Source organism: Micromonospora sp. LOL_023 (assembly GCF_048060115.1).
Lineage (GTDB): Bacteria > Actinomycetota > Actinomycetes > Mycobacteriales > Micromonosporaceae > Micromonospora_E.
This window is the reverse complement of record NZ_JBHMIM010000002.1, coordinates 1-21,203: the sequence shown is the minus strand read 5'-3', so window position 1 is coordinate 21,203 and position 21,203 is coordinate 1. Positions and strand designations below refer to the sequence as shown.

Below are 21,203 nucleotides of genomic sequence, written 5' to 3'. Positions count from 1 at the left end.
TACGCCGACCGCCCGCCGACGCCCGCCGACCGCCCGGTGTCGGCTCCCGGTGGTGGCCGGTGGTGGATCAGGCCAGCTACCGTTCAGCCATGGATTTCCTTTTGCTCCTGGTGTTGATGGCGCTGCTCGCCGGCGGCGTGCTCTGGTGGCAGCGGGAGAGCACCGCCCGTAAGGAGCGCGCGCTGGCCGACGCGCGGGCCGAGGCGCAGCGCTGGTATGAGCGGCTCGGCGGTCAGGTGATGAACCTGCACGGTGACGAGCCGGCCGTCAAGCAGGCCCTGCTCGATGCCGGCGAGCGGTACAACGCCGCCGGTTCACAGCTGGAGCAGGCTCGGAGCACCAAGCAGTTCGAGCTGGCCCGGGAGACCGCCCTCGAAGGCCTGGCCTACGTCCGGGCTGCCCGGGTGGCGCTCGGCATCGACCCCGGCCCGGAGCTGCCGGCGCTGGCCGCCGCCCGTGGCGCCGGGCAGCTCACCAAGGAGCGCGAGGTCAACGTGCAGGGCGAGACGTTCCGTGCCGGCCCCAACCCCGGCCCGCAGACCCCGCACTACTACCCGGGCGGCTACCACCAGGGCCGGCCGGTGCCGGCCGGCTGGTACTCCCAGCCGCTGTGGAAGCCGGCCCTGGCCGGAGCGGCCGGCGCGATCGGCGGCATGCTGATCTTCAGCGCGCTGTTCTCCCCGGCGTTCGGCGACCCCGGCTACGACGCGGGGCAGGCCACCGGGGCGGAAGACGCCGGTGGCGGTGAGGACGTCTCCGGTGGCGAGGACTTCGGTGGCGGCGAGGACTTCTCCGGTGGCGGCGAGGACTTCGGCGGCGGCGATTTCGGTGGCGGGGACTTCGGTGGCTTCGGCGATTTCTGACCCCGGATGGTAGGGCTGGCCTGATGGTGCGTCGGTGAGCCAACCGGCAGAGTCGTCGCTGTGGATATCCAGCGACAGACTCAGACCGGGTGGCTCGCCGGGCTCGGCTCGGCGGCCCTGGCCACCGCCATGGTGACCGCGGCCGCCCAGTCCACCGGGCGGTTCCACTGGTGGGCCGGCTTCATCCTGGTGCCCGGCGCGCTGATCGCCGCCTGCGGCGGACCCTTGCTGGCCAGAGGCGGCGGGCGGGCCTTCGGCGGGTACGTGATCGCCGGCACCGGCGCACTGGTCTTCACCGTCGGCACGCTGCTCATGCTCGGCTGGATGGGCGTCGGCTGGCCGGTGATGATCGCGCTGCCGTGCCTGGCCGTCGCCGGCACCTACCAATGGCGGGCAGATCATCCACTCGGCCGGGGCCTGCACCGCACGGTCGCATCGCTCGCACTGGTCGGCGCCGGCCTCGGCGTCACCTTCCTGCTGATCACCACCGGGCTGGTCGACTTCGGGGACACCGGCTGGTGGGGCGGGTTCATGATGCTCGCCGCCGTCGCGGTCCTCGCCAACGCGTTGGAGCTCGGCCGGCACCGGATCCCGTACCGGCTGCAGGCGGTGACCCTGCTCCTCGGCCCGTCCGTGGTCGCGTTCCTGCTCGGCCTGCGCTTCCTACGCGGCTGGTGACCCGACCAGAGACGGGCGGTGCGGGCCTAGGTGGCACTACTCATGCGTAGGCAGCAGGTCAGAAGGGTGGTGCGTCCTCGCCCATCAACGCCAGCACGACGCCGCCCTTCCCGCTCTTGACGCCCTGGACCACGACCTTGCCGGTGCTGCCGTCGGGCAACTCCAAGGTGAAGGTCCTCCCGACCGCGTTCTTGGGGCCGTTGCCGGCGCTGTTGGCGGGCCGGAAGTCGCCTGCCCACGGCGGGGTCCCACCCTTGCGGGCGGGTTCGGCGAAGAGCGCGGCAGTGCCGGGGGTCCTGGTGCCGTCGGAGGAGAGGAGGACTGAGGCGCTGCGATAGGTAGCCATATGCGCCAAGGATATCCCGGACTGGGCTCGTCCGTGCCCCGACAACTGCCCCGGAACGCGAACGGCCACGGGCCGACAGGCTAGTTTGCTCGGATGAGTCTCCTCGATGACGTCGCTGGTCGGGACAACTGGCGGTGCTGGGTGTGCGACGAGCCGGTCGACGCCGACATGTCGGTGAACGACCCGCGTGGTCCCAGCGTCGACAGCCGTACCGCCGACCGGAAGGCCAAGGTCGCCGAGTGACTCGCGCATCGGTCCTGCAACTCCCGCAAGGGCGCGGTCAAGGTGGTCATCGCCTGGCCGGACCGGCTGCGCGTGGTGGAGCCCGCGCCGCTGATCGCCGTCGCTGAGCGGCTCGAACGCAAGGGAGGCCGCGAGCTGGTCGCCCGCTGTCCAAGCAGGAAGGACGCCCAGCAGGCAGCGGACTGGTTGGTCGACCGGTTCTCCAGGCTGGTGCCCGGACTGCCGGTGACCGCGAGTGTCGACCCAGGCGGCGGACAGTATCTCGTCGCCCTGGCTACCGGCCGCCGCTGAACGATGCCCTGGTCGGAGGCCGCCGACCCTCGGCTGCCCGGACACGGAGCCACCGCCAGGGCTGCTGCTCACCACCACGCGAACCCCGCCACTCACTGCGGAGTCGACGGCAGAGCGATTCGCGCGTGATCGCTCCCTTCGACGGTCAGACGGGTGCCGAGATCATCGAGCCTCCATCCGACGTCAACCTTGGTCGCCGCGCACCGGCGGGCACCCGACAAAAGCGGCGCGGAAATTGTCGGGTGGTCGAGACCGGTGCCGCCGCACGATGGTGTGCATGGATGACACGACGTTGGTATCCCGCTTTCTTCGCGACGGCTTCGTGAAGCTGAAGGGCGCCGTCGCGCCGCGCGTGGCAGCGGACTGCGCGCGGCTGCTGTGGCGGGAGACAGGCTGCGACCCGGACGATTCAGCGACGTGGACGCAGCCCGTGCACTGGGTGCCCGGCATGGCGCAGGGGCCGTTCGCCGCCGCTCCCAACTCCCCGTTCCTCCATCACGCGTACGACCTGCTCGTCGGTGCGGGACGCTGGGAGCCGCGCTACTCGCTGGGTACGTTCCCGCTGCGCTTCCCGCACGAAGAGGAGCCGGACGACGCGGGCTGGCACATCGAGGGCAGCTATCTGCCGGAGGGCGAGAGCTGGTATTTCACCAATGTGCGCTCCCGGGGCCGGGCGCTGCTGATGCTGTTCCTGTTCAGCGAGGTCGGTGAGAAGGACGCCCCGACCCGGATCCGGGTCGGCTCACACCTCGACGTGCCGAAGGTGCTGGAGAAGTACGGGGAGGACGGAGCGAGTGGACTGGTCCTTGCGCCCGACCTGGTGGCGGCGTCCGAGCACCGGCCGCTCGCCCTCGCCACCGGATCTCCGGGCGACGTCTTCCTGTGCCACCCGTTCCTGGTGCACGCGGCGCAACCGCACCACGGGGCGCGGCCCCGCTTCATGGCCCAACCCCCGCTGATGCCAGCTGCACCGTACGAACTGGAGCGGACCGACGGCGCGTACTCGCCTGTAGAGATCGCGATCCGTCAGGGTCTCGGACAGGACGCCCTCGGTCCGGACGGGGACGGCACCGACCGCGGCGCCGGGGCGACATGTCCCGTCCATTCGTGAGTGCCTGGCCGAGGGTCTTGTCGGAACCTCGGGGAGCCGGAGGCCGGTGAGTGTGGCAGGCAGGGCCTGGGCCGGCTAGGTGCGTCGGAGGCGGGGTTTGGTAGTGGTTCTGCGAGTGAGTGGCCGCAATGCGCGGTTCCAGCAGTGGAAAGCTGTCCTTGGCAATCGGACCAAGCGGCAGCGGCGCGGCGAGTTCCTCGTGCAGGGCGTGCGCCCGATCACCATGGCCGTCGAACACGGCTGGCAGATCCGGGAGCTGCTCTACGACACCAGCGCTCAGCTGTCCGACTGGGCGCGGGAAGCCATGGACACAGTCCGGGCCGAGAAGATCGCCGTTTCCCGCGAACTGATGCACGAACTGGGAGGTAAGGCAGACACAGTTCCAGAGCTGCTGGTCGTCGTCGCGCTGCCGGAGGACAACCTGCGCCGTATCCCGGTCGGTCCGACCATGCTCACCGTCGTGTTCGATCGGCCCACCAGCCCCGGCAACATCGGGACCCTCGTTCGGTCGGCGGACGCCTTCGGCGCCGACGGTGTCATCATCACCGGCCACGCCGCCGACGTGTACGACCCGAAGGCGGTCCGGGCGAGCACCGGCTCGCTGTTCGCCTTGCCCGTGGTCCGGGTGCCCTCCCACCAGGCCGTTCTATCCTGGGTCGCTGACGTCCGCGCCGGCGGCATCGGCCTGAGCATCATGGGAACCGATGAGCGCGGCATCCTGGACGCCGCCGAATACGACTTCACACAACCCACCCTGGCGTTGATCGGCAACGAGACCACCGGCCTCAGCTCCGGCTGGCGCGAGGCATGCGACCAGCTCGTCCGGATCCCCATTTTCGGGTCCGCCAGCTCCCTGAACGCGGCGACCGCCGCGACTGTCGTGCTGTACGAATCGGCACGCCAGCGGCACCGCGGCGGCCAGGACGGCTCCGCCGGTGGCGGCGAGCCCGATGGCTGTCCAGGCCAACGCCCTGCTGATCGATTCTTGTGCTGATGTGTCAGTCGGCATCGATCGCGCCGCTCATGACCACTCCTCCTCGACGATCTGTGTGATCCGCTTCGCCGACTCACCCGCAGGCAGCGCGGACCGACGGATCTGGTCGTAGGCGTCAACGAACTTCCTGCTTCGGGGTCCTTCCAGGTAGAAGCTGCCGGCGAGGTTTTCCAGACAAGCGACCGAGAGGTACGGCTCGGGTAGCAGGCTGACCGATCGGTCGGTGTGGATGCTGCCGCCCATGTCGAAGACGTTCAGTTGTCACGAGGCGGCCAGGTCGGCCACGAGGCGGGCCCGCAGATCACCGTCGTTGACCTGGCAGAAGTCGAGCAGCATGTTCAGGTGGTCCTGGCGGAACGGCCACTCGGCCCGCTCACCGCGGGCCAGGTAGGACGGGTCGTAGCATGAAGCCCCACCTTTCGGCGTCGGGATGCGTTGGAACGCTTGCTCCAATGACGACGGCCGGTGAATATCGGCCGTGGACAGAGCTTCAGGTAGTCGCGATCGGGCTCTATCCCGACTGCAGGCTTCGCAGAGCGGCCAACTCCCACGGCCCGTAGTGTGTTTGCCGCAGTCGATTGAGTTGGCGCGACCCCGCGTCGATCGGTCGGTCAGGCGCAGAGGAGCTGAGCCAGCCGGCTCAGGCTGGTTGGACCGGTGCCCAGTCGGGGTACTTGGCGGTCCGCCCGTCACCGGAGGACCGGCCGCGGAGCCGGCGCTGCACCCAGGGGGCGACGAACTGCCGGTAGTAGCGGGCCTCGGCGAGCAGGCTACGGCGGCCGACCGGTGCCGGGTCGACGACGTGTGCCTCGGTGGCGTACCCGAGGCCGTCGAGCACCAGGCTGGCCACCCGGCGGTGCCCCGCTGAGTTGAGATGCAGCCGGTCGTCGGACCAGTACTGCTCGCGGCGGATCTCGACGTCGTTGAACACGTCGATGAATTCGAGGCCGTGCCGGGCGGCCAGGTCGGCGGTGGTGGCGGTGAGTGCCAGGCCGCGGCGGCGCATCATGGTGCCGAACGGCAGCCGCGCCGACGGGTCACCGCCGCTGAGCAGCACCAGCCGTACGCCGGCCGCGACGCATCGGCGTACCGCGTCTTCGATGAGCGCGCTCAGTCGGGCCATGTCCGCGCCGGGGCGCAGCATGTCGTTGCCGCCGCCGTTGAGCGTGATCATTGTCGGGGCCGGGGAGAGGGCCAGCGCCCGGTCCAGTTGCTCGGTGACGATCGGCTCCAGCAGCCGCCCCCGGATCGCCAGGTTGGCGTACTGCACGGGCTGTTCGTTGGCGGCGGCGAGCCCGGCGGCGACCAGATCGGCCCAGCCGCGCGTGGAGCCATCGGGCAACTCGTCGCCAAGGCCTTCGGTGAAGCTGTCGCCGATCGCCACGTACCGCACCACGACCTCCCTGTCCCGCCAAGCGCGCGGGCACCAAGGTACCTCCCGGTACCCGGGAGCGCTGTGACGCGAATCCCGCCCGGTTCAGTCCGCGCCGGAGTGCTCCATGATCCAGATTGTGAGCGGGTCCGCCGCCATTTGCCGGGTGACCTGCCAACCGGCGCGGCGGTACATCTCGACGTTGTCCGGGTTGCTGGTCTCCAGGATCGCGGGTACTCCGTCGGCGGCGGCCCGACTCAGCCCGACCCGCATCACTGCCCGGCCCCAACCCTGTCGGGTCCGCTCCGGATGGGTGCCCAGTACCCCCAGATACCAGAACGGCGTGGCCGGTAGCGCCGCGTGGACCGCCAGGTCGTAGCGGCGCACCCGCTCCAGCACGTCGGCGGGCAGCAGCGGGGCGAGGATTTCGGTGTCGTCGTTGTCGGCGGCGTCCGGCCGCTGCCACATCGCCACGGCGGCACCGCCGCCGATGGTCCAGACGGTGCCGTGCGGCACCCGCCGGTCGAAGAGCAGGCCGAAGAAGGCCCCGGCGTACGTGGGGTAGCTGGCGTGGTCCGGGAACAGGTGCCGCAGCACCGGGTCGTCGATGAACGCGGCGACCAGTGAGTCGACGACCCGGGTACGGTCGGCGGCGGTGGCTGCGGTGACCTGCGGCAAGGTCGGGGGCGCCATATCGGGTGAACCGGGTTGCTGCATCGGCCGAATATACGGTCCCCAGTAGCAGTCACAGCCAGCGACCGGAACCACCCTAACCGCTGGCGCGAACGGCAGCCGGCAAACGGCAGGAGTCGACTCGTCCGGCCGAGGTGGTGTTGACCGGCCAGGTGCAGGGCGGCAGACATACGTTCTGACTCATCGCCAGAGTGGGGGGATTCGCGAATCTTGACCCGATTTCTGATCGTTCGTCTTTCGGTGGACGGGCGCTCCTGCCCGTCCGTCCAACCCAGAGACGAGATGAGGTAAGTAGTGCGCTCGACATTGAAACGTGTAGCGGGCTTCTCCCTGGCCGCCTTACTCGGCGCAGCGTCTGGCGTGGTCGTGGGGACACCGGCCCTGGCCGCCCCCGGTGACGCGCATGCGAGAGGGGTGATCGTCGACCTGTCCGCGGAGGTGCTCGGGATTCCGGTGATCGAAGCCAGCGCCGTGATCGGGTCGGTGGACGCCCCACCCGCTGGCGGCACCGACACCGAGACGTTGCTCGACGTCACCCTGCCGGGCGCCATCGGCGTCGCCGCTGACGGCACAGTGTTGGAGGTCAGCGCTACCAGAGGTCCGATCTCGTCGTTCGCCTCATCCTCGGTCGCCGACGTGTCGTTGGACATCCTCGGTCTGAGTGTGCTGACCGCCTCGGTGGTCGAGGCCGCTGTCAGTTGCCCGTTCCTCGGGTCTCAGACGGCCGACACGACGTTGACCGGGCTGACCGTGTTCGGCTCACCCGAGGTGCTGATCCCCAACGGGCCGAGCCTCGACGTGAGCGCCGCGGTGACGGTGCCGGGTCTGGTCGGAGCGATGCTCGACGTGTCGTTGTCGCGTATCGAGACCGTCACCGCCGACAGCGGGGCGGCGGCTACCATCGTGCTCACCGCAGCGCTTTCAGGCGAGGTCCTCGGAATTCCGGTGATCATCCCGGTCGGTGAGGTCATCATCGCGGAAGCCACCTGCGAACGTCCGGCCGCACCGGCGCCGCCGACGGCGTCGTTGATTGATCCGGATTCTGGTCCGCAGTCTGGTGGTCAGACGGTGACGATCACGGGTACGGGTTTTGTGCCGAATGGTACATCGGTGACGTTTGATGGGTTGCCGGCTACTGATGTGGTGGTGGATCCGTCGGGTACGTCGTTGACGGCGGTGACTCCGGCGCATGCGCCTGGTGTTGTCGATGTGGTGGTGTCCACTGATGGTGGTTCGACTGATCCGTTGGCGTACACGTATCTGGCTGATGGTTCGGATGCGGTGGTGACCGGGCTGGATCCTGATTTCGGGCCGACGGTTGGTGGTACGGCGGTGACGATTACTGGTTCTGGTTTTGCTGGGGCGACCGGTGTCACGTTTGATGGCGTGGCGGGTTCGGGGTTCTCGGTGAATCCGGCTGGTACGGAGATCACGGTGGTGACTCCGCCGGGTGCTGCTGGTCCGGCTGATGTGGTGATCACGTTCCCGGCTGGTACGGCGGATGCGGGTATTTTCACGTATGTGCCGCCGACGATTGATTCGGTGGTGCCGGATTCGGGTCCGAACACGGGTGGTACCTCGGTGACGGTCACTGGTTCTGGTTTTACTGGGGCGACTGAGGTGACGTTCGGTGGTGTGCCGGGGACGGGTCTGGTGGTGGATCCGTCGGGTACGTCGTTGACGGTGGTGACGCCGCCGGGGCCGGTGGGTCCGGTTGATGTGGTGGTGGTGTTGCCGGGTGATGACGCGGTCGCTCCGGACGGGTTCACTTATGTGGTCGCGCCGCCGACGGCGTCGTTGATTGATCCGGATTCTGGTCCGCAGTCTGGTGGTCAGACGGTGACGATCACGGGTACGGGTTTTGTGCCGAATGGTACATCGGTGACGTTTGATGGGTTGCCGGCTACTGATGTGGTGGTGGATCCGTCGGGTACGTCGTTGACGGCGGTGACTCCGGCGCATGCGCCTGGTGTTGTCGATGTGGTGGTGTCCACTGATGGTGGTTCGACTGATCCGTTGGCGTACACGTATCTGGCTGATGGTTCGGATGCGGTGGTGACCGGGCTGGATCCTGATTTCGGGCCGACGGTTGGTGGTACGGCGGTGACGATTACTGGTTCTGGTTTTGCTGGGGCGACCGGTGTCACGTTTGATGGCGTGGCGGGTTCGGGGTTCTCGGTGAATCCGGCTGGTACGGAGATCACGGTGGTGACTCCGCCGGGTGCTGCTGGTCCGGCTGATGTGGTGATCACGTTCCCGGCTGGTACGGCGGATGCGGGTATTTTCACGTATGTGCCGCCGACGATTGATTCGGTGGTGCCGGATTCGGGTCCGAACACGGGTGGTACCTCGGTGACGGTCACTGGTTCTGGTTTTACTGGGGCGACTGAGGTGACGTTCGGTGGTGTGCCGGGGACGGGTCTGGTGGTGGATCCGTCGGGTACGTCGTTGACGGTGGTGACGCCGCCGGGGCCGGTGGGTCCGGTTGATGTGGTGGTGGTGTTGCCGGGTGATGACGCGGTCGCTCCGGACGGGTTCACCTACTCGGGTGGCCCGGCACCAGCGATCGGCTCGGCCGGCCCCGGACAGGGACCGGCTGCCGGTGGCACCACAGTGGTTGTCGGAGGCAGCGGGTTCATCCCGGGCCAGACGACCGTGACGATCTGCGGCAAGACGATTCCAGCAAACAAGGTCACGGTCAACAGTTCCGGGACCTCGCTGAGCTTCGTCACTCCGCCGTGCGACGTCAAGCACACGACCATCACGGTGACCACACCGAACGGCACCTCGAACGAGATCGCCTTCCGGTACGTGGGGCTGCCAGTCACCGGCAGCGCGACCACGAACCTGATCACCAGCGGCGGCGCGCTCGTGGTCCTGGGCGTCGCGTTGCTCCTGCTCGCCCGTCGGCGGGTGAACGGCGTGTGACGCCAGACAACTAAATGAAACGGGGGTGGTCCCGGGGCGCTCACGCGCCTCGGGACCACCCCGCTCGTCACAGCGCCTGCGGGGGACAGTTAATCGAATGCTCGCGAGGCGGGTCCGTGCGATCGTCGACGGCATGGCCGACTACCTTGCGATCAACCGGGCGAGTTGGGACGAACGCGCCCCGGCGCATGCCGCCTCGCCGGACTACCGGGTCGAGCAGTTGCTCGCCGACCCGGCCGAGCTCAGTGAGGTGGTCCGCTTCGACCTGCCCCGGCTCGGCGACCTCACCGGCGTACGCGGGGTGCACCTGCAGTGCCACATCGGCACTGACACGCTGTCGCTGGCCCGGCTCGGTGCCCGGATGACCGGTCTGGATCTGTCCGGCGCGTCGCTGGTGCAGGCCCGCCGGATCGCCGCGGCCGCGCAGACCCCGATCGAGTACGTCGAAGCCGACGTCTACCGCGCCGTCGAGGTGCTCGGCGCGGGCGAATTCGACCTCGTTTTCACCGGCATCGGTGCGCTCTGCTGGCTGCCGGACGTGAACCGCTGGGCGGCCACGGTCGCCGCGCTGCTGCGCCCCGGCGGTCGGCTGTTCATCCGGGAGGGCCACCCGGTGTTGTGGGCGATCGACGAGACCCGCCCCGACGGCCTGCTCGTGGTCGACCTGCCGTACTTCGAGACGGCCGAGCCGCTGGTGTGGGACGAGGGCGGCACCTACGTCAGCACCGACACCAGTTTCAGCCACACCCTGACCCACTCGTGGAACCACGGACTCGGAGAGATCTTCACCGCGCTCACCGGTGCCGGGCTGCGGGTGACCACGCTGGTCGAACACGACAGTGTGCCGTGGAACGCGCTGCCGGGCCGGATGGTCAAGGGCGACCACGACGGCGAGTGGCGGCTGACCGAGCGCCGGGAGCGGGTCCCGCTCAGCTACACCCTGCAGGCGGTCAAGGACATCAGCTGAGGCTGTCCCGCCACTGCTGGTGCAGTGCGGCGTAGCGTCCGCCGTCGGCGACCAGCTCGGCCGGCGGGCCGTCCTCGACGATCCGGCCGCCGTCGAGCACCAGCACCCGGTCGGCTATCTGCACCGTCGACAGCCGGTGGGCGATGACCAGGGCGGTACGGCCGGGAACCTCCGCCGCGCCGCCTGAGCCGCTGTTGTGCCTGGTCGGGTCGCCGCGCAGCATGGTCTGCAGGGCCCGCTGCACCAGCCGTTCGGACGGTACGTCCAGCGACGATGTCGCCTCGTCGAGGATCAGCACGGCCGGGTCGGCGAGCACTGCTCGGGCGAAGGCGACGAGCTGCCGCTGCCCGGCCGAGAGTCGGCCGCCGCGCCGGTGCACGTCGGTGGCGTACCGCTCGGGTAGTCCGGCGATGAACTCGTGCGCGCCGATCGCCCGCGCCGCGGCCTCGACATCGGCGTCGGTCGCGTCCGGCCGACCGAACCGGATGTTGTCGGCGACGCTGCCGGCGAACAGGTGATTCTCCTGGGTGACCATGATGATGTGCCGGCGCAGGTCGGTCGCGGAGATCTCCCGCAGGTCGACGCCATCCAGGGTGACCGATCCGGAGACCGGGTCGTAGAGCCGGGCGACCAGTTTGGCGACCGTCGACTTGCCGGCACCGGTCGCGCCGACCAGGGCGACGGTCTGCCCGGCCGGGATCCGCAGCGTCAACTCGGGCAGCACCAACCGGTCCGGGCGGTAGCCGAAGGTGACCCGGTGCAGCCGCACCGCGCCGCGTACCGGGGTCGGCAGCGGGCGGGGTCGGTCCGGCTCCGGCACCTCGGGCCGCTCGGCGAGTACGCCGGAGAGCTTCTCCAGAGCGGCGGTGGCCGACTGCAGCGAGTTGTAGAACTGGCTCAGCTCCTGCATGGGCTCGAAGAACCGGCGCAGATACAGCAGGAAAGCCGCGAGCACCCCGATCTCGGTGTTGCCCTGCAGCACCTGCCAGCCACCGTAGGTCAGCACCACGGCGATCGCGACGTTGCCGATGCCCTTGAGCCCGGGGGAGTAGATGGCGATCAGCCGGAAGACACGCAGGCTGGCCTGCCGGTAGCCGTCGTTGACCTCGGTGAAGATCTCCTGGTTGCGGGACTCACGGCGGAAGGCGTGCACCGCCCGGACCCCGCCGAGTGACTCGACGAAGTGGACGATGAGCAGCGCCACGGCCTCCCTGGTCCGCCGGTAGGCGGCGGTGGAGGCGCGGGCGAACCACACCGACATCCACAGCAGGAACGGGAACGCCAGCAGCGTCACCACGGCCAGCGGCGGGTCGAGCCAGAGCAGGATGCCGGCCACCGAGATCACCGACAGCCCGGCGAGCACCAGGTCGTCGATGCCGCCTTCGACGAGTTCGGCGATCGAGTCCATGTCGCTGGTCAGTCGGGCCACCACCCGGCCGGAGGTGTAGCGCTCGTGGAAGCCGACGGACAGCCGCAGGAAGTGGCGGTACACCCGTTGGCGCAGGTCGAGCAGGATCGCCTGACCGACCCGGGCGGACAGGATCAGAAAGCTGCGTTTGCCGGCGTACTCGGCGATCGTGGCGACCGCGAACGCCGCCGCGACCGCGACCAGCGGACCCGCGTCGCCGGTGTCGCGCAGTGGCGGGATGGCCCGGTCGATCCCCAACATCACCAGGTACGGCCCGGCCATCGCGGCCGCGTTCTGCAGCAGTAGCAACGCGACCGCGACCGCGATCATCCGCCGGTGCGGCCGGGCCAACGAGCCGAGCAGGGCGCGGCTGCGGGCCCGTAGCCGCGCTTCGTCACCGGGGCTGGTGAGCCCGCTCAGCGGATCACCGGCCTCGTCTGCGACCCCGAGCCACTCCGGCTGCCCGGTGGTGGTGTCCCGATCGCTGGTCATGCGGACCGGACCAGGCCGTGTCCGTCGGCGGACAGCACGGCGCGGTACGCGGGCACGGTGGCGAGCAGTTCGGTGTGGGTGCCGACGGCGACGATCCGACCGGCCTCCAGCAGTGCCACCCGGTTGGCGAGGGCCACCGTGGATGGTCGGTGCACCACCAGCAGCGCGGTGGTGCCGGCCAGCACCCGGCGTAGCGCCTGCTCCACCAGCGCCTCGGTGTGCACGTCGAGTGCCGACAGCGGGTCGTCGAGGACCAGCACCCGGGGGCGGCCGAGCACCGCGCGGGCCAGCGCGAGGCGCTGCCGCTGCCCGCCGGACAGCGACAGGCCTTGTTCCCCGATGCGGGTGCGCAGCCGCCACGGCAGGTCGTAGAGGAAGTCGGCCTGGGCGAGCCGGATCGCGGCGCGCACCTCTGCGTCGGTGGCGTCCGGGCGGCCGAGGGTCAGATTTTCCCGGACCGACATCGAGAACAGCGTGGGATCCTCGAAGGCGACGCCGACGCATCGCCGCAGCTGGTCGAGGCGCAGGTCCCGTACGTCGTGTCCGTCCAGGGTGATCCGGCCACCGGTGACGTCGTACAGCCGGGGCACCAGCGACACCAGGCTGGTCTTTCCGCTGCCGGTCAGCCCTGCGATGGCCAGCGTCTCACCCGGCCGTACGGTCAGGTCGACGCCGCGCAGCACCGGCGTCGCCGCGCCCGGATAGCCGAAGGCGACGCCTTCGAAGCGCAGTTCGCCGCGGACCTCCTCGACCCGGATCCGGGTGGCGTCGGGCCGGTCGGTGATCGCCGGTGCGGTGTCGAGGACCTCGTGGATGCGGTCGGCGGCGGTCATCGCCTCCTGCGCCTGGGCGATGATCCAGCCAAGCGACTTGATCGGCCAGATCAGCATCAGCTGCAACGTGACGAACGCGACCATCTGCCCGATGGTGAGTTGCTCGTAGGCGACGGCGGCCGCCCCGGCGACCAGCACCACCGCGAGGGTCGCGTTCGGCACCAGGTCGTAGCGGGCCGACGCGCGGGCGAGCAGCCGGCCCTTGACGACCGCCGTGTCGTGCAGGCGCAGTGAACGTCGGGCGAAGCGTTCGGTGAGGAACGGCCCTCGACCGAACGACGTGATCGTGCGCAGCCCCCGGGCGGACTCCTCGACCAGGGTCGCCAGGTCGCCGCGTTGGTCCTGCATCTGCCGGGAGACCCGCAGGTAGGCGCGGGTGAAGTGGCGGCTGAACAGGTACAGCGGGACTGCGCTGGTCGCCACCAGCAGGCCCAGCGGCCAGTGCAGGTGCAGCAGCAGCGCCACCACCGTGACGTAGGTGGCCGTGTTGAGGATCAGGAAGAGCAACCCGAAGGAGAGGAACCGGCGGATCACCGACAGATCGCTGGTGGCCCGGGACAGCAGTTGGCCGGACTGCCATTCTTCGTGGAAGGTCACCGGCAGCCGTTGCAGATGCGCGTAGATGTCGCTGCGGATGCTGCTCTCCATGCCGATCGACGACGCGCTCTGCGTCCACCGGCGGATGAAGATCAACATGGCTTCGACGACCCCGAGCAGCAGGGCGAGCCCACCGAGGACCAGCAGCCCGGTCGTCTCGCCGGCGGCGACCGGCCCGTCCACCACCCGGGCGATGATCAACGGAATCGCGATGCCGGCCCCGGTCGCCGCCGCCGCGGCCGCCAGCAGCCAGCCGAGCTGGCCAAGGTACGGACGCAGATACCGGCGTAGCCGCCAGAGGTTGTGGACCGCGGGTCGATGCCGGGAAGATCGACTTGTCTCGGTGTCCACAGTAAGACGGTAGCCGGTAGGGGCACCCCGTCACCGCCCCCGATCGGTCACCTGTCCCTCGTGCTTCAGCAGCCATTTCTTGATTGACAAACCCCACCGGTAGCCGCCGAGGCTGCCGTCGCTGCGCAACACCCGATGACACGGCACGATCAACGCGATCGCGTTGCGGGCGCAGGCGCTGGCCGCCGCCCGTACCGCCGGTGGCCGACCGGCCAGCATGGCGAAATCGCGGTAGCTGACCGGCTCGCCGGGCTTGACCTCACGCAGCACCGACCAGGCGGCGTGCAGGAACACCCCGCCGTGCTGGCGTACCGGCAGGTCGTCGAGCGCGGCAACCTCACCGGCCAGATAGGACCTGATGGCGATGGTGGTCGTGCCGAGGTCGGCGCGTTCCCGCAGTGACCCGCGCAGGCTCGGGTGGATCAGCGGCAGCAACTGCCCGACGTCGGCGGTGAAACCGGCCGCCCGGACCGCCCCGTCGTCGTCGGCGAGCAGCGTGAGCGGACCCACCGGCGTCGGCACCGCAGCCCAATCCAGTACGGACACACTCATCTCCTGTCGGTCCTTCCGTTTGTCGGATCGGTGGTGCAAAGCCACAGCCGGACCGTGGCGTAGGACCGCCACGGTCGCCACCGGGCGGCGTGCCCGGCCAGCCCGGCCCCGGCGGTCGGCAGCCCGAGCCGGTCGGCCCCGTGCCGCACCCCCAGGTCGGTGCCGAGCAGTACGTCCGGATCGGCGAGCGCGCGCATCGCGATGTACCCGGTCGTCCACGGCCCGATCCCGGGCAGGGCACCGAGCCGTTCGACCAGCGCGGCCCGGTCCGCGCCCGGAGCCAGGTCGATGGTGCCGTCGTCGTCGGCGGCGGCGAGTGCCCGCAGGGTGCCCCGCCGGGCGGCCGGCATCGCGAACGCCGCGTCGGGCAGCTCCAACAACTCCGCAGGCCCGGGAAACGGCACCAGTTCCGTCCGCGCTTCGGTGTCGGTGGCGGTCGGGTCGGCGCTGTCGGTCGTCGGGTCGGTGCCGACGGTGCTGTCGGTGACCGGCCTTGTCGCCGCGCAGAGCCGGGCCAGCACCCGGCGGGCGGCGGCGACCGAGATCTGCTGGCCGACGACCGCCCGTACCGCCAACTCGAAGCCGTCGACCGCACCCGGCACCCGTACCCCCGGCGCGGCGGCCACCGCCGCCGCGAACGCGGGGTCGGCGCCCAAGGTGGCATCCACCGCCGCCGGATCCGCGTCCAGATCGAACAACGCACGGCAGCGGGCCACCGCCGGCGCCAGGTCACGCAGGTCGGCCAGTCGAAAGGCCGCGCCGACGTGGTCGTCGTGCGGGGTCAGCGTCACCGCGCCGGGACCGTACGGCAGCCGAAGTGCCCGGTGGTACGCGTCGGCCGTGGCCGCCTCCACCCCCGGCACCGCCCGGGCGGCGAGAAACCCCAGCAGGACGGCGGCCGGCAGCGGCCGTCGGAACGCCAACCGCACCGCGATCGCCCCGGGTGCCGCGGTTGCCGCGGGTGCCCGCAACCGGGCGCGTAGCCCGGTAGGTGCCAGCCCGTACACCGCCCGGAACGTGTCGTTGAACTGCCGGACGCTGCCGAACCCGGCGGCGAACGCGACCTCCGCGACGGTCAGCCCGGTCTTCTCCACCAGAATCCGAGCCGTCTGCGCCCGCTGCGCCCGGGCCAACGCCAACGGGCCGGCCCCGACCTGCTCGGTCAACACCCGGGTCAGATGCCGCTCGGTGTAGCCCAGCCGGCGGGCCAGCCCCGGCACCCCGTCACGGTCCACCACCCCGTCACCGATCAGCCGCATCGCCCGCCCGACCAGATCGGCGCGCAGATCCCAGTCGGGAGAGCCTGGGGTGGCATCCGGATGGCAACGTCGGCAGGCCCGCAAACCGGCCCGCTGGGCGGCCGCCGCAGACGGGAAGAAACACACGTTGTCCCGCTTCGGGGTGATCGCCGGGCAGGACGGCCGGCAGTAGATGCCGGTCGACGTCACACCGGTGTAGAACCAGCCGTCGAAACGCTGGTCGCGGCTGTCCACCGCCCGGTAGCACCGCTCGAAGTCGAGCTCCATGCGTCGATCCTGCCTGCCGCACCCCGGTCACGGCTGGCGGGAATCGGACCCCACCATGGCATCGTCGGTCAGCGGTCGGGCGGCCCCGGCCACCAGCAGGCCGATCGCCAGCGCGCCGAGCACCACCAGCAGCGACCGCAGGATGCCGACCTGCTCGGCGAGGAAACCCACCAACGGCGGACCGGCGAGGAACGCCGTGTAGCCGATCGAGCTGACCACTGACACCCGTACCGCCGCCCGGTCGGCCTCGTCGGCGGCCGCGCTCATCCCGACGGGAAAGCCGAGCGACGCGCCGGCCCCCCACAACAGGGCACCCACCAGCGCCAACGGCAGCGCCGGGGCGAACACCACCAGCGTCAGGCCGACCAGGGCGAGCGCCGCCGTGGCCCGCAGCACCGGCACCCGGCCCCAGCGTTCCAACGCGGCACCGCCGAACATCCGGGCGATGGTCATCGCCGCGACGAACACCCCGAACGCCACCGCGCCGACGGCGTCACCGACCCCGTAGCCGTCGACGATGGCCAGGGTGAGCCAGTCGTTCGCCACCCCCTCGGTGAACGCGAACGCCAACACCACCAGCCCGACCAGCAGGGTGCGCGGCTCCCGCCAGGCCCGAAGCACCCCGGACCGGGGCGCGGTGACTCCCGGCTCCCGGGCCGGAACCGGCAGGAACATCCGCACGGCGGCGGCGACCGCCACGATCACCAGCAGCGCGGTGGCGGCGAGCTGCCAGTCGACCGGCACCCCCAGCCAGGCGCACCCCGCCCCGGCGAGCGCCCCGGCGACCGTACCCAGGCTGAATCCGGCGTGGAAACGGGGCATCAGCGGGCGGGCCAGCCGGCGTTCGACGTCGGCCCCCTCCACGTTCATCGCCACGTCCCAGCTGCTCACCCCGGTGCCGGTGAGGAACAGTCCGGCCCCGGCCAGCGCCGGCACGCCGAGGGTGACCCCGAGCGAGACGGCGATCATCCCGACGGTCACCGCCGACGCGCCCAGCAGCACCGTGCGGCGCGGTCCGATCGCGTGCACCAGCGGACCGGACAGCGGCAACGCGCTGACCGCCCCCACCGACAGGCACAACAGCAGCAGACCGAACTGGGCGTTGCTCAGGTCGAGTCCGTCGCGGATCGCCGGGGTACGGGAGATCCACGACGCGAAGGCCAGGCCGCTGACGCCGAACGCGATGCCGACGGCGATCCGGGCCCGCTCCAGTGTCGCCCGCGCCAACGTGCCGGTCTGTTCCGTCACCACGTCCACCCGCTTCCCCGTATGCCACCGGCCGGCAACCGTACGCGAAACGCGTCGGTGGCCGCCTGCGCGAACGGTAGATCACTGGACACCGGTAGTTGACATGACGGTGCTCACCTCCCGGACACCGACGGCCCGCCGGATCTCCGCCGCGTCGGTGCTGGAGGTACGGATCGAGCTGTCATCTGCCCCTGTCGATCGACTGCCCTGGGCGGACAACGCCACGAATCGATAAAGTGGTCCAGTTTGGTCCACCTCGATAGAGGAGTCGATAAATATCATGCGTCGTCTACTGGCCACCGCTGCCCTCGGCTCGGCCCTGGTGCTCGGCTTCACCGGCTGTGGGACGGAGTCGCCGCCGAGCGGGTCGACCCCGCCGGGCAACACCTCCACCACGGCTACCGCCGAGGACATGCTGGCCGCCACCAACGCCGCCTGCAACCAGGCCGTCTCGATGAGCAGCGATTTCGCCGCCGGGTTCGAGCGCGACGCCAACCTGCTGTTCGCCGAGGCAGACGAGGAGGTGGCGGCCCAGGTGCCGGTGGAGAACTTCGAGGCGCAGATGCGCGCCTGGTCCGCGACGCTCACCTCACTCGCGACCGGTCCGATCGAGGAGGACCTGCGTACCACCCTGGCCGAGAGCAAGACTGCCATCGAGGCCGCCACCGAGGTCGGGGATACCGCGTTCACCGATGAGCAGATCGCTGCGGTGACGGCGGTGCCGGAGAACCTCCGTGCCGTCTGTCAGTGAGCGATCCCGACCCGACTGAGGTGTCCGTGGTCGGCGGCGTCATCCACGGTGCCGCCGCCGGCCCCGGGGGCCCTGCGTAGACTCGTCCGACGTGAGTCTCACCATCGGCATCGTCGGCCTGCCCAACGTCGGCAAGAGCACCCTGTTCAACGCGCTCACCAAGAACGACGTGCTCGCGGCGAACTACCCGTTCGCGACGATCGAGCCCAACGTGGGTGTGGTCGGCCTGCCGGACGAGCGGCTGGCCAAGCTCGCGGAGATCTTCGGCTCGCAGAAGATCCTGCCGGCGCCGGTGTCGTTCGTCGACATCGCCGGGCTGGTCCGGGGCGCGTCCAAGGGGCAGGGCCGAGGCAACGCCTTCCTGGCCAACATCCGCGACGCCTCGGCGATCTGCCAGGTCGTCCGGGTCTTCACCGACCCCAACGTGGTGCACGTCGACGGCAAGGTCGCCCCCGGTGACGACATCGAGACGATCAACACCGAGCTGATCCTGGCCGACCTGCAGACCCTGGACAAAGCGCTGCCCCGGCTGGAGAAGGAAGCCCGGCTGCGCAAGGACCGGCTGGCGGTGCACACGGCCGCGAAGGCCGCCAGCGAGCTGCTCAACGGCGGCACCACGCTGTACGCCGGTGCCGCGAGTGCCGGCATCGACGTGGCCGAGCTGCAGGAGCTGCACCTGCTCACCGCGAAGCCGTTCCTCTACGTGTTCAACGTCGACGAGGACGAATTGGGCAACGCCGCGCTGCTCGACGAGCTGCGGGCGCTGGTCGCCCCGGCCGAGGCGGTCTTCATGGACGCCAAGATCGAGTCCGAGCTGATCGACCTGCCCGACGACGAGGCGCTGGAGTTGCTGGAGTCGACCGGGCAGAGCGAGCCGGGGCTCAACCAGCTGATCCGGGTCGGGTTTCGCACCCTCGGCCTGCAGACGTACCTCACCGCCGGGCCGAAGGAAGCGCGGGCCTGGACCATCCCGGTCGGGGCGACCGCGCCGGAGGCCGCCGGGGTGATCCACACCGACTTCCAGCGCGGCTTCATCAAGGCCGAGACCGTCTCCTACGACGACCTGGTCGCAGCCGGATCGATGGCGGCGGCCAAGGCGGCCGGCAAGGTCCGGATGGAAGGCAAGGAGTACGTCATGCAGGACGGCGACGTCGTCGAGTTCCGATTCAACGTCTGATCCGGTTTAACCTCCGCCGCCAAGGTCTTCGCCACTCGTGAGCGTTCGCGGCAGGTCCTCGACGGTGGATGCCTCTCGAAGTTGCTCACCGACGACGAGACCGAGCGCGGGCCGAACGGCGCAGGCTCCTCCGCGAGGAGTTGGACCGCTATCAAGCTGGATTCGGGGTAGCTGACTGTTGGCGCTCCGGGCATCTATGGCGCTCTTGAAGCTGCTATGATGCTGGCGTGAACCTCAAGGAGTGGGCAGCGTCGACCGGCATCGCGTACATCACCGCTCGGCGACAGTACGCAGCCGGGACGCTGCCTGTTCCCACCTACCGGATCGGTCGACTGATCATGGTCGGTGAGCCGGTCACCGGCACGTCGGCCGGGACGGGGCAGACCGTGGTGTACGCCCGGGTGTCCTCAGCCGATCAGAAACCCGATCTGGACCGGCAAGTCGCCCGGGTCACCGTGTGGGCCACCGGGCAGAAACTCGGCGTCGACCGGGTGGTGACCGAGGTTGGATCCGCGTTGAACGGGCACCGCAAGAAGTTCCTCGCGCTGCTGCGCGACCCGAAGGTGGCAACGATCGTGGTTGAGCATCGGGACCGGTTCGCCCGGTTCGGGGCCGAGTACGTTGAGGCGGCGCTGGCCGCGCAGGGCCGCCGACTGCTGGTGGTCGACCCGGCTGAGGTCGACGATGATCTGGTCCGCGACGTGACGGAGATCCTGACGTCGTTGTGCGCCCGCCTGTACGGGCGTCGCGCTGGCGCGAACCGTGCCCGCCGGGCGGTCGAAGCCGCCACCGAGAGTGGCCCGGTGTGAAAACGATCCAGGCGTACCGGTTCGCCCTCGACCTCACCTCGCGCCAGGAACGCGACGTCCTTGCACACGCTGGGGCCGCCCGGCTCGCCCACAACTGGGCGCTCGCGAAGGTCAAGGCGGTCATGGACCAGCGCATCGCCGAACGCTGCTACGGCGTACCAGACGAGTTGCTGACGCCATCACTGTCCTGGTCGCTGGCCGGTCCTCGGAAGGCATGGAACGCCGCGAAGCCCGAAGCCGCGCCGTGGTGGGGTGAGGTGTCGAAGGAGGCGTTCAACACCGGCCTCGACGCGCTCGCTCGCGGGTTGAAGAACTGGACTGACTCCGGCAGCGGGAAACGCGCCGGTCGGCCGTCGGGTTTCCCCCGGTTCAAGTCCCGCCGCCGTACCACGCCCAGCGTACGGTTCACCACCGGGGCGATCCGGGTCGAACCGGACCGGATGCACGTGGTGCTACCCCGGCTGGGCCGGTTGAAGTTGCACGAGTCCGCCCGCAAGCTCGCCCGCCGTATTGAAGCCGGCACCGCCCGGATCATGTCCGCGACGGTGCGTCGTGATGGCGGACGGTGGCATGTGTCGTTCACCGTCGAGGTCGAACGCGCCGAACGCAGCCCGGCCCGACCCGGCTCGGTGGTTGGTGTGGACGTCGGTATCCGGCATCTCGCGGTGCTGTCCACCGGCGAGTTGGTCGACAACCCGCGCCACCTCGTGGCCGCGCGGCAACGGATGCATGCGCTCGGCCGGACGCTGTCGCGCAGGCAGGGCCCGGACCGGCGTACCGGACGACGTCCCTCGAAGCGGTGGGAACGGGCCGCGAGCCGGCTCGGTCGCGCTCACGCCCGGGTCGCTCATCTGCGCCGTGACGGGCTGCACAAGCTCACTACCCGACTCGCCACGACGTACGGCACCGTTGTGGTGGAAGACCTCAACGTCACCGGCATGCTGCGCAACCGGCGGTTGGCTCGGCACGTCGC

Annotated in this window: 22 protein-coding genes; 12 read left to right on the top strand and 10 right to left on the bottom strand. The window is 70.1% G+C overall.

Annotated elements, in window-relative coordinates; genetic code table 11:
* Positions 1–89 precede the first annotated feature (89 nt).
* Positions 90–863, top strand: a complete 774-nt coding sequence (locus ACFHVL_RS01205) for a hypothetical protein (RefSeq protein WP_416624762.1) — start codon at positions 90–92, stop codon at positions 861–863.
* Between the two features lie 60 nt (positions 864–923).
* Positions 924–1,541 carry a hypothetical protein gene (locus tag ACFHVL_RS01200; RefSeq protein ID WP_416624760.1) on the top strand — a complete coding sequence of 206 codons (618 nt, stop codon included), beginning with the start codon at positions 924–926 and terminating at the stop codon, positions 1,539–1,541.
* Between the two features lie 58 nt (positions 1,542–1,599).
* Here the strand turns inward: ACFHVL_RS01200 and ACFHVL_RS01195 are convergent, their stop codons facing one another.
* Positions 1,600–1,887, bottom strand: coding sequence for a hypothetical protein (locus ACFHVL_RS01195; protein ID WP_416624758.1), 288 nt, complete (start codon positions 1,885–1,887; stop codon positions 1,600–1,602).
* A gap of 93 nt (positions 1,888–1,980) precedes the next feature.
* On the opposite strand from ACFHVL_RS01195, the gene ACFHVL_RS01190 reads away from it, so the two are divergent.
* The 4 genes from ACFHVL_RS01190 (at position 1,981) to ACFHVL_RS01175 (ending at position 4,526) form a co-directional block, all read left to right on the top strand.
* Entirely contained in the window at positions 1,981–2,130 is a 150-nt protein-coding gene (locus tag ACFHVL_RS01190; protein WP_416624756.1) for a hypothetical protein, read from the top strand.
* 42 nt (positions 2,131–2,172) lie between these two features.
* Positions 2,173–2,421, top strand: a complete 249-nt coding sequence (locus tag ACFHVL_RS01185; protein WP_416624754.1) for a hypothetical protein — start codon at positions 2,173–2,175, stop codon at positions 2,419–2,421.
* Positions 2,422–2,698: 277 nt separating this feature from the next.
* Entirely contained in the window at positions 2,699–3,532 is an 834-nt protein-coding gene (locus ACFHVL_RS01180; RefSeq protein WP_416624752.1) for a phytanoyl-CoA dioxygenase family protein, read from the top strand.
* A 97-nt stretch (positions 3,533–3,629) separates the two neighbouring features.
* Positions 3,630–4,526: an RNA methyltransferase gene (locus ACFHVL_RS01175; RefSeq protein ID WP_416624750.1), complete on the top strand. Its 897-nt coding sequence runs from the start codon at positions 3,630–3,632 to the stop codon at positions 4,524–4,526.
* Positions 4,527–4,553: 27 nt separating this feature from the next.
* Here ACFHVL_RS01175 and ACFHVL_RS01170 read toward each other — a convergent pair whose 3' ends face one another.
* The 4 genes from ACFHVL_RS01170 to ACFHVL_RS01155 all read right to left on the bottom strand — a co-directional run bounded on the left by ACFHVL_RS01170 (position 4,554) and on the right by ACFHVL_RS01155 (position 6,591).
* Positions 4,554–4,769 (bottom strand): hypothetical protein, encoded by a 216-nt coding sequence (locus tag ACFHVL_RS01170; protein WP_416624748.1) that lies wholly within the window; start codon positions 4,767–4,769, stop codon positions 4,554–4,556.
* Between the two features lie 18 nt (positions 4,770–4,787).
* Positions 4,788–4,979, bottom strand: coding sequence for a hypothetical protein (locus tag ACFHVL_RS01165; protein ID WP_416624746.1), 192 nt, complete (start codon positions 4,977–4,979; stop codon positions 4,788–4,790).
* Between the two features lie 187 nt (positions 4,980–5,166).
* The gene (locus ACFHVL_RS01160; RefSeq protein WP_416624745.1) at positions 5,167–5,919 is read right to left on the bottom strand and encodes an SGNH/GDSL hydrolase family protein; all 753 of its coding nucleotides are present in this window, start codon (positions 5,917–5,919) and stop codon (positions 5,167–5,169) included.
* Positions 5,920–6,003: 84 nt separating this feature from the next.
* On the bottom strand, positions 6,004–6,591 hold the full coding sequence (locus ACFHVL_RS01155; protein ID WP_416624744.1) for a GNAT family N-acetyltransferase: 588 nt from the start codon (positions 6,589–6,591) through the stop codon (positions 6,004–6,006).
* 366 nt (positions 6,592–6,957) lie between these two features.
* Between ACFHVL_RS01155 and ACFHVL_RS01150 the strand changes: the two genes are divergently transcribed.
* Together ACFHVL_RS01150 and ACFHVL_RS01145 are read left to right on the top strand one after the other, a co-directional pair.
* Positions 6,958–9,519, top strand: coding sequence for a beta strand repeat-containing protein (locus ACFHVL_RS01150; protein WP_416624742.1), 2,562 nt, complete (start codon positions 6,958–6,960; stop codon positions 9,517–9,519).
* Between the two features lie 133 nt (positions 9,520–9,652).
* A complete protein-coding gene (locus ACFHVL_RS01145) occupies positions 9,653–10,486 on the top strand; it encodes a class I SAM-dependent methyltransferase (protein ID WP_416624740.1) in 834 nt (277 codons plus the stop codon).
* Here the strand turns inward: ACFHVL_RS01145 and ACFHVL_RS01140 are convergent.
* From ACFHVL_RS01140 to ACFHVL_RS01120, 5 genes are read right to left on the bottom strand one after another with little or no spacing between them, the layout of a single operon-like run.
* On the bottom strand, positions 10,479–12,386 hold the full coding sequence (locus tag ACFHVL_RS01140) for an ABC transporter ATP-binding protein (protein ID WP_416624738.1): 1,908 nt from the start codon (positions 12,384–12,386) through the stop codon (positions 10,479–10,481). The genes ACFHVL_RS01145 and ACFHVL_RS01140 overlap by 8 nt on opposite strands.
* On the bottom strand, positions 12,383–14,167 hold the full coding sequence (locus ACFHVL_RS01135) for an ABC transporter ATP-binding protein (RefSeq protein ID WP_416624736.1): 1,785 nt from the start codon (positions 14,165–14,167) through the stop codon (positions 12,383–12,385). The genes ACFHVL_RS01140 and ACFHVL_RS01135 overlap by 4 nt, the downstream gene beginning before the upstream one ends.
* A 30-nt stretch (positions 14,168–14,197) precedes the next feature.
* A complete protein-coding gene (locus ACFHVL_RS01130; protein WP_416624734.1) occupies positions 14,198–14,713 on the bottom strand; it encodes a methylated-DNA--[protein]-cysteine S-methyltransferase in 516 nt (171 codons plus the stop codon).
* Positions 14,714–14,715: 2 nt separating this feature from the next.
* On the bottom strand, positions 14,716–16,245 hold the full coding sequence (locus tag ACFHVL_RS01125) for a DNA-3-methyladenine glycosylase 2 family protein (protein ID WP_416624732.1): 1,530 nt from the start codon (positions 16,243–16,245) through the stop codon (positions 14,716–14,718).
* A gap of 27 nt (positions 16,246–16,272) precedes the next feature.
* Positions 16,273–17,493 carry an MFS transporter gene (locus ACFHVL_RS01120; RefSeq protein ID WP_416624730.1) on the bottom strand — a complete coding sequence of 407 codons (1,221 nt, stop codon included), beginning with the start codon at positions 17,491–17,493 and terminating at the stop codon, positions 16,273–16,275.
* Positions 17,494–17,773: 280 nt separating this feature from the next.
* Between ACFHVL_RS01120 and ACFHVL_RS01115 the strand changes: the two genes are divergently transcribed.
* The 4 genes from ACFHVL_RS01115 to tnpB form a co-directional block, all read left to right on the top strand.
* Positions 17,774–18,244, top strand: a complete 471-nt coding sequence (locus tag ACFHVL_RS01115; protein WP_416624728.1) for a hypothetical protein — start codon at positions 17,774–17,776, stop codon at positions 18,242–18,244.
* Positions 18,245–18,335: 91 nt separating this feature from the next.
* Positions 18,336–19,421: a redox-regulated ATPase YchF gene (ychF, locus tag ACFHVL_RS01110; protein WP_416624726.1), complete on the top strand. Its 1,086-nt coding sequence runs from the start codon at positions 18,336–18,338 to the stop codon at positions 19,419–19,421.
* A gap of 227 nt (positions 19,422–19,648) precedes the next feature.
* A complete protein-coding gene (locus ACFHVL_RS01105) occupies positions 19,649–20,230 on the top strand; it encodes an IS607 family transposase (protein WP_416624725.1) in 582 nt (193 codons plus the stop codon).
* Positions 20,227–21,203, top strand: a 977-nt coding sequence (gene tnpB, locus ACFHVL_RS01100) for an IS607 family element RNA-guided endonuclease TnpB (RefSeq protein ID WP_416624723.1), incomplete at its 3' end; no start/stop codon positions are given. The genes ACFHVL_RS01105 and tnpB, both read left to right, overlap by 4 nt.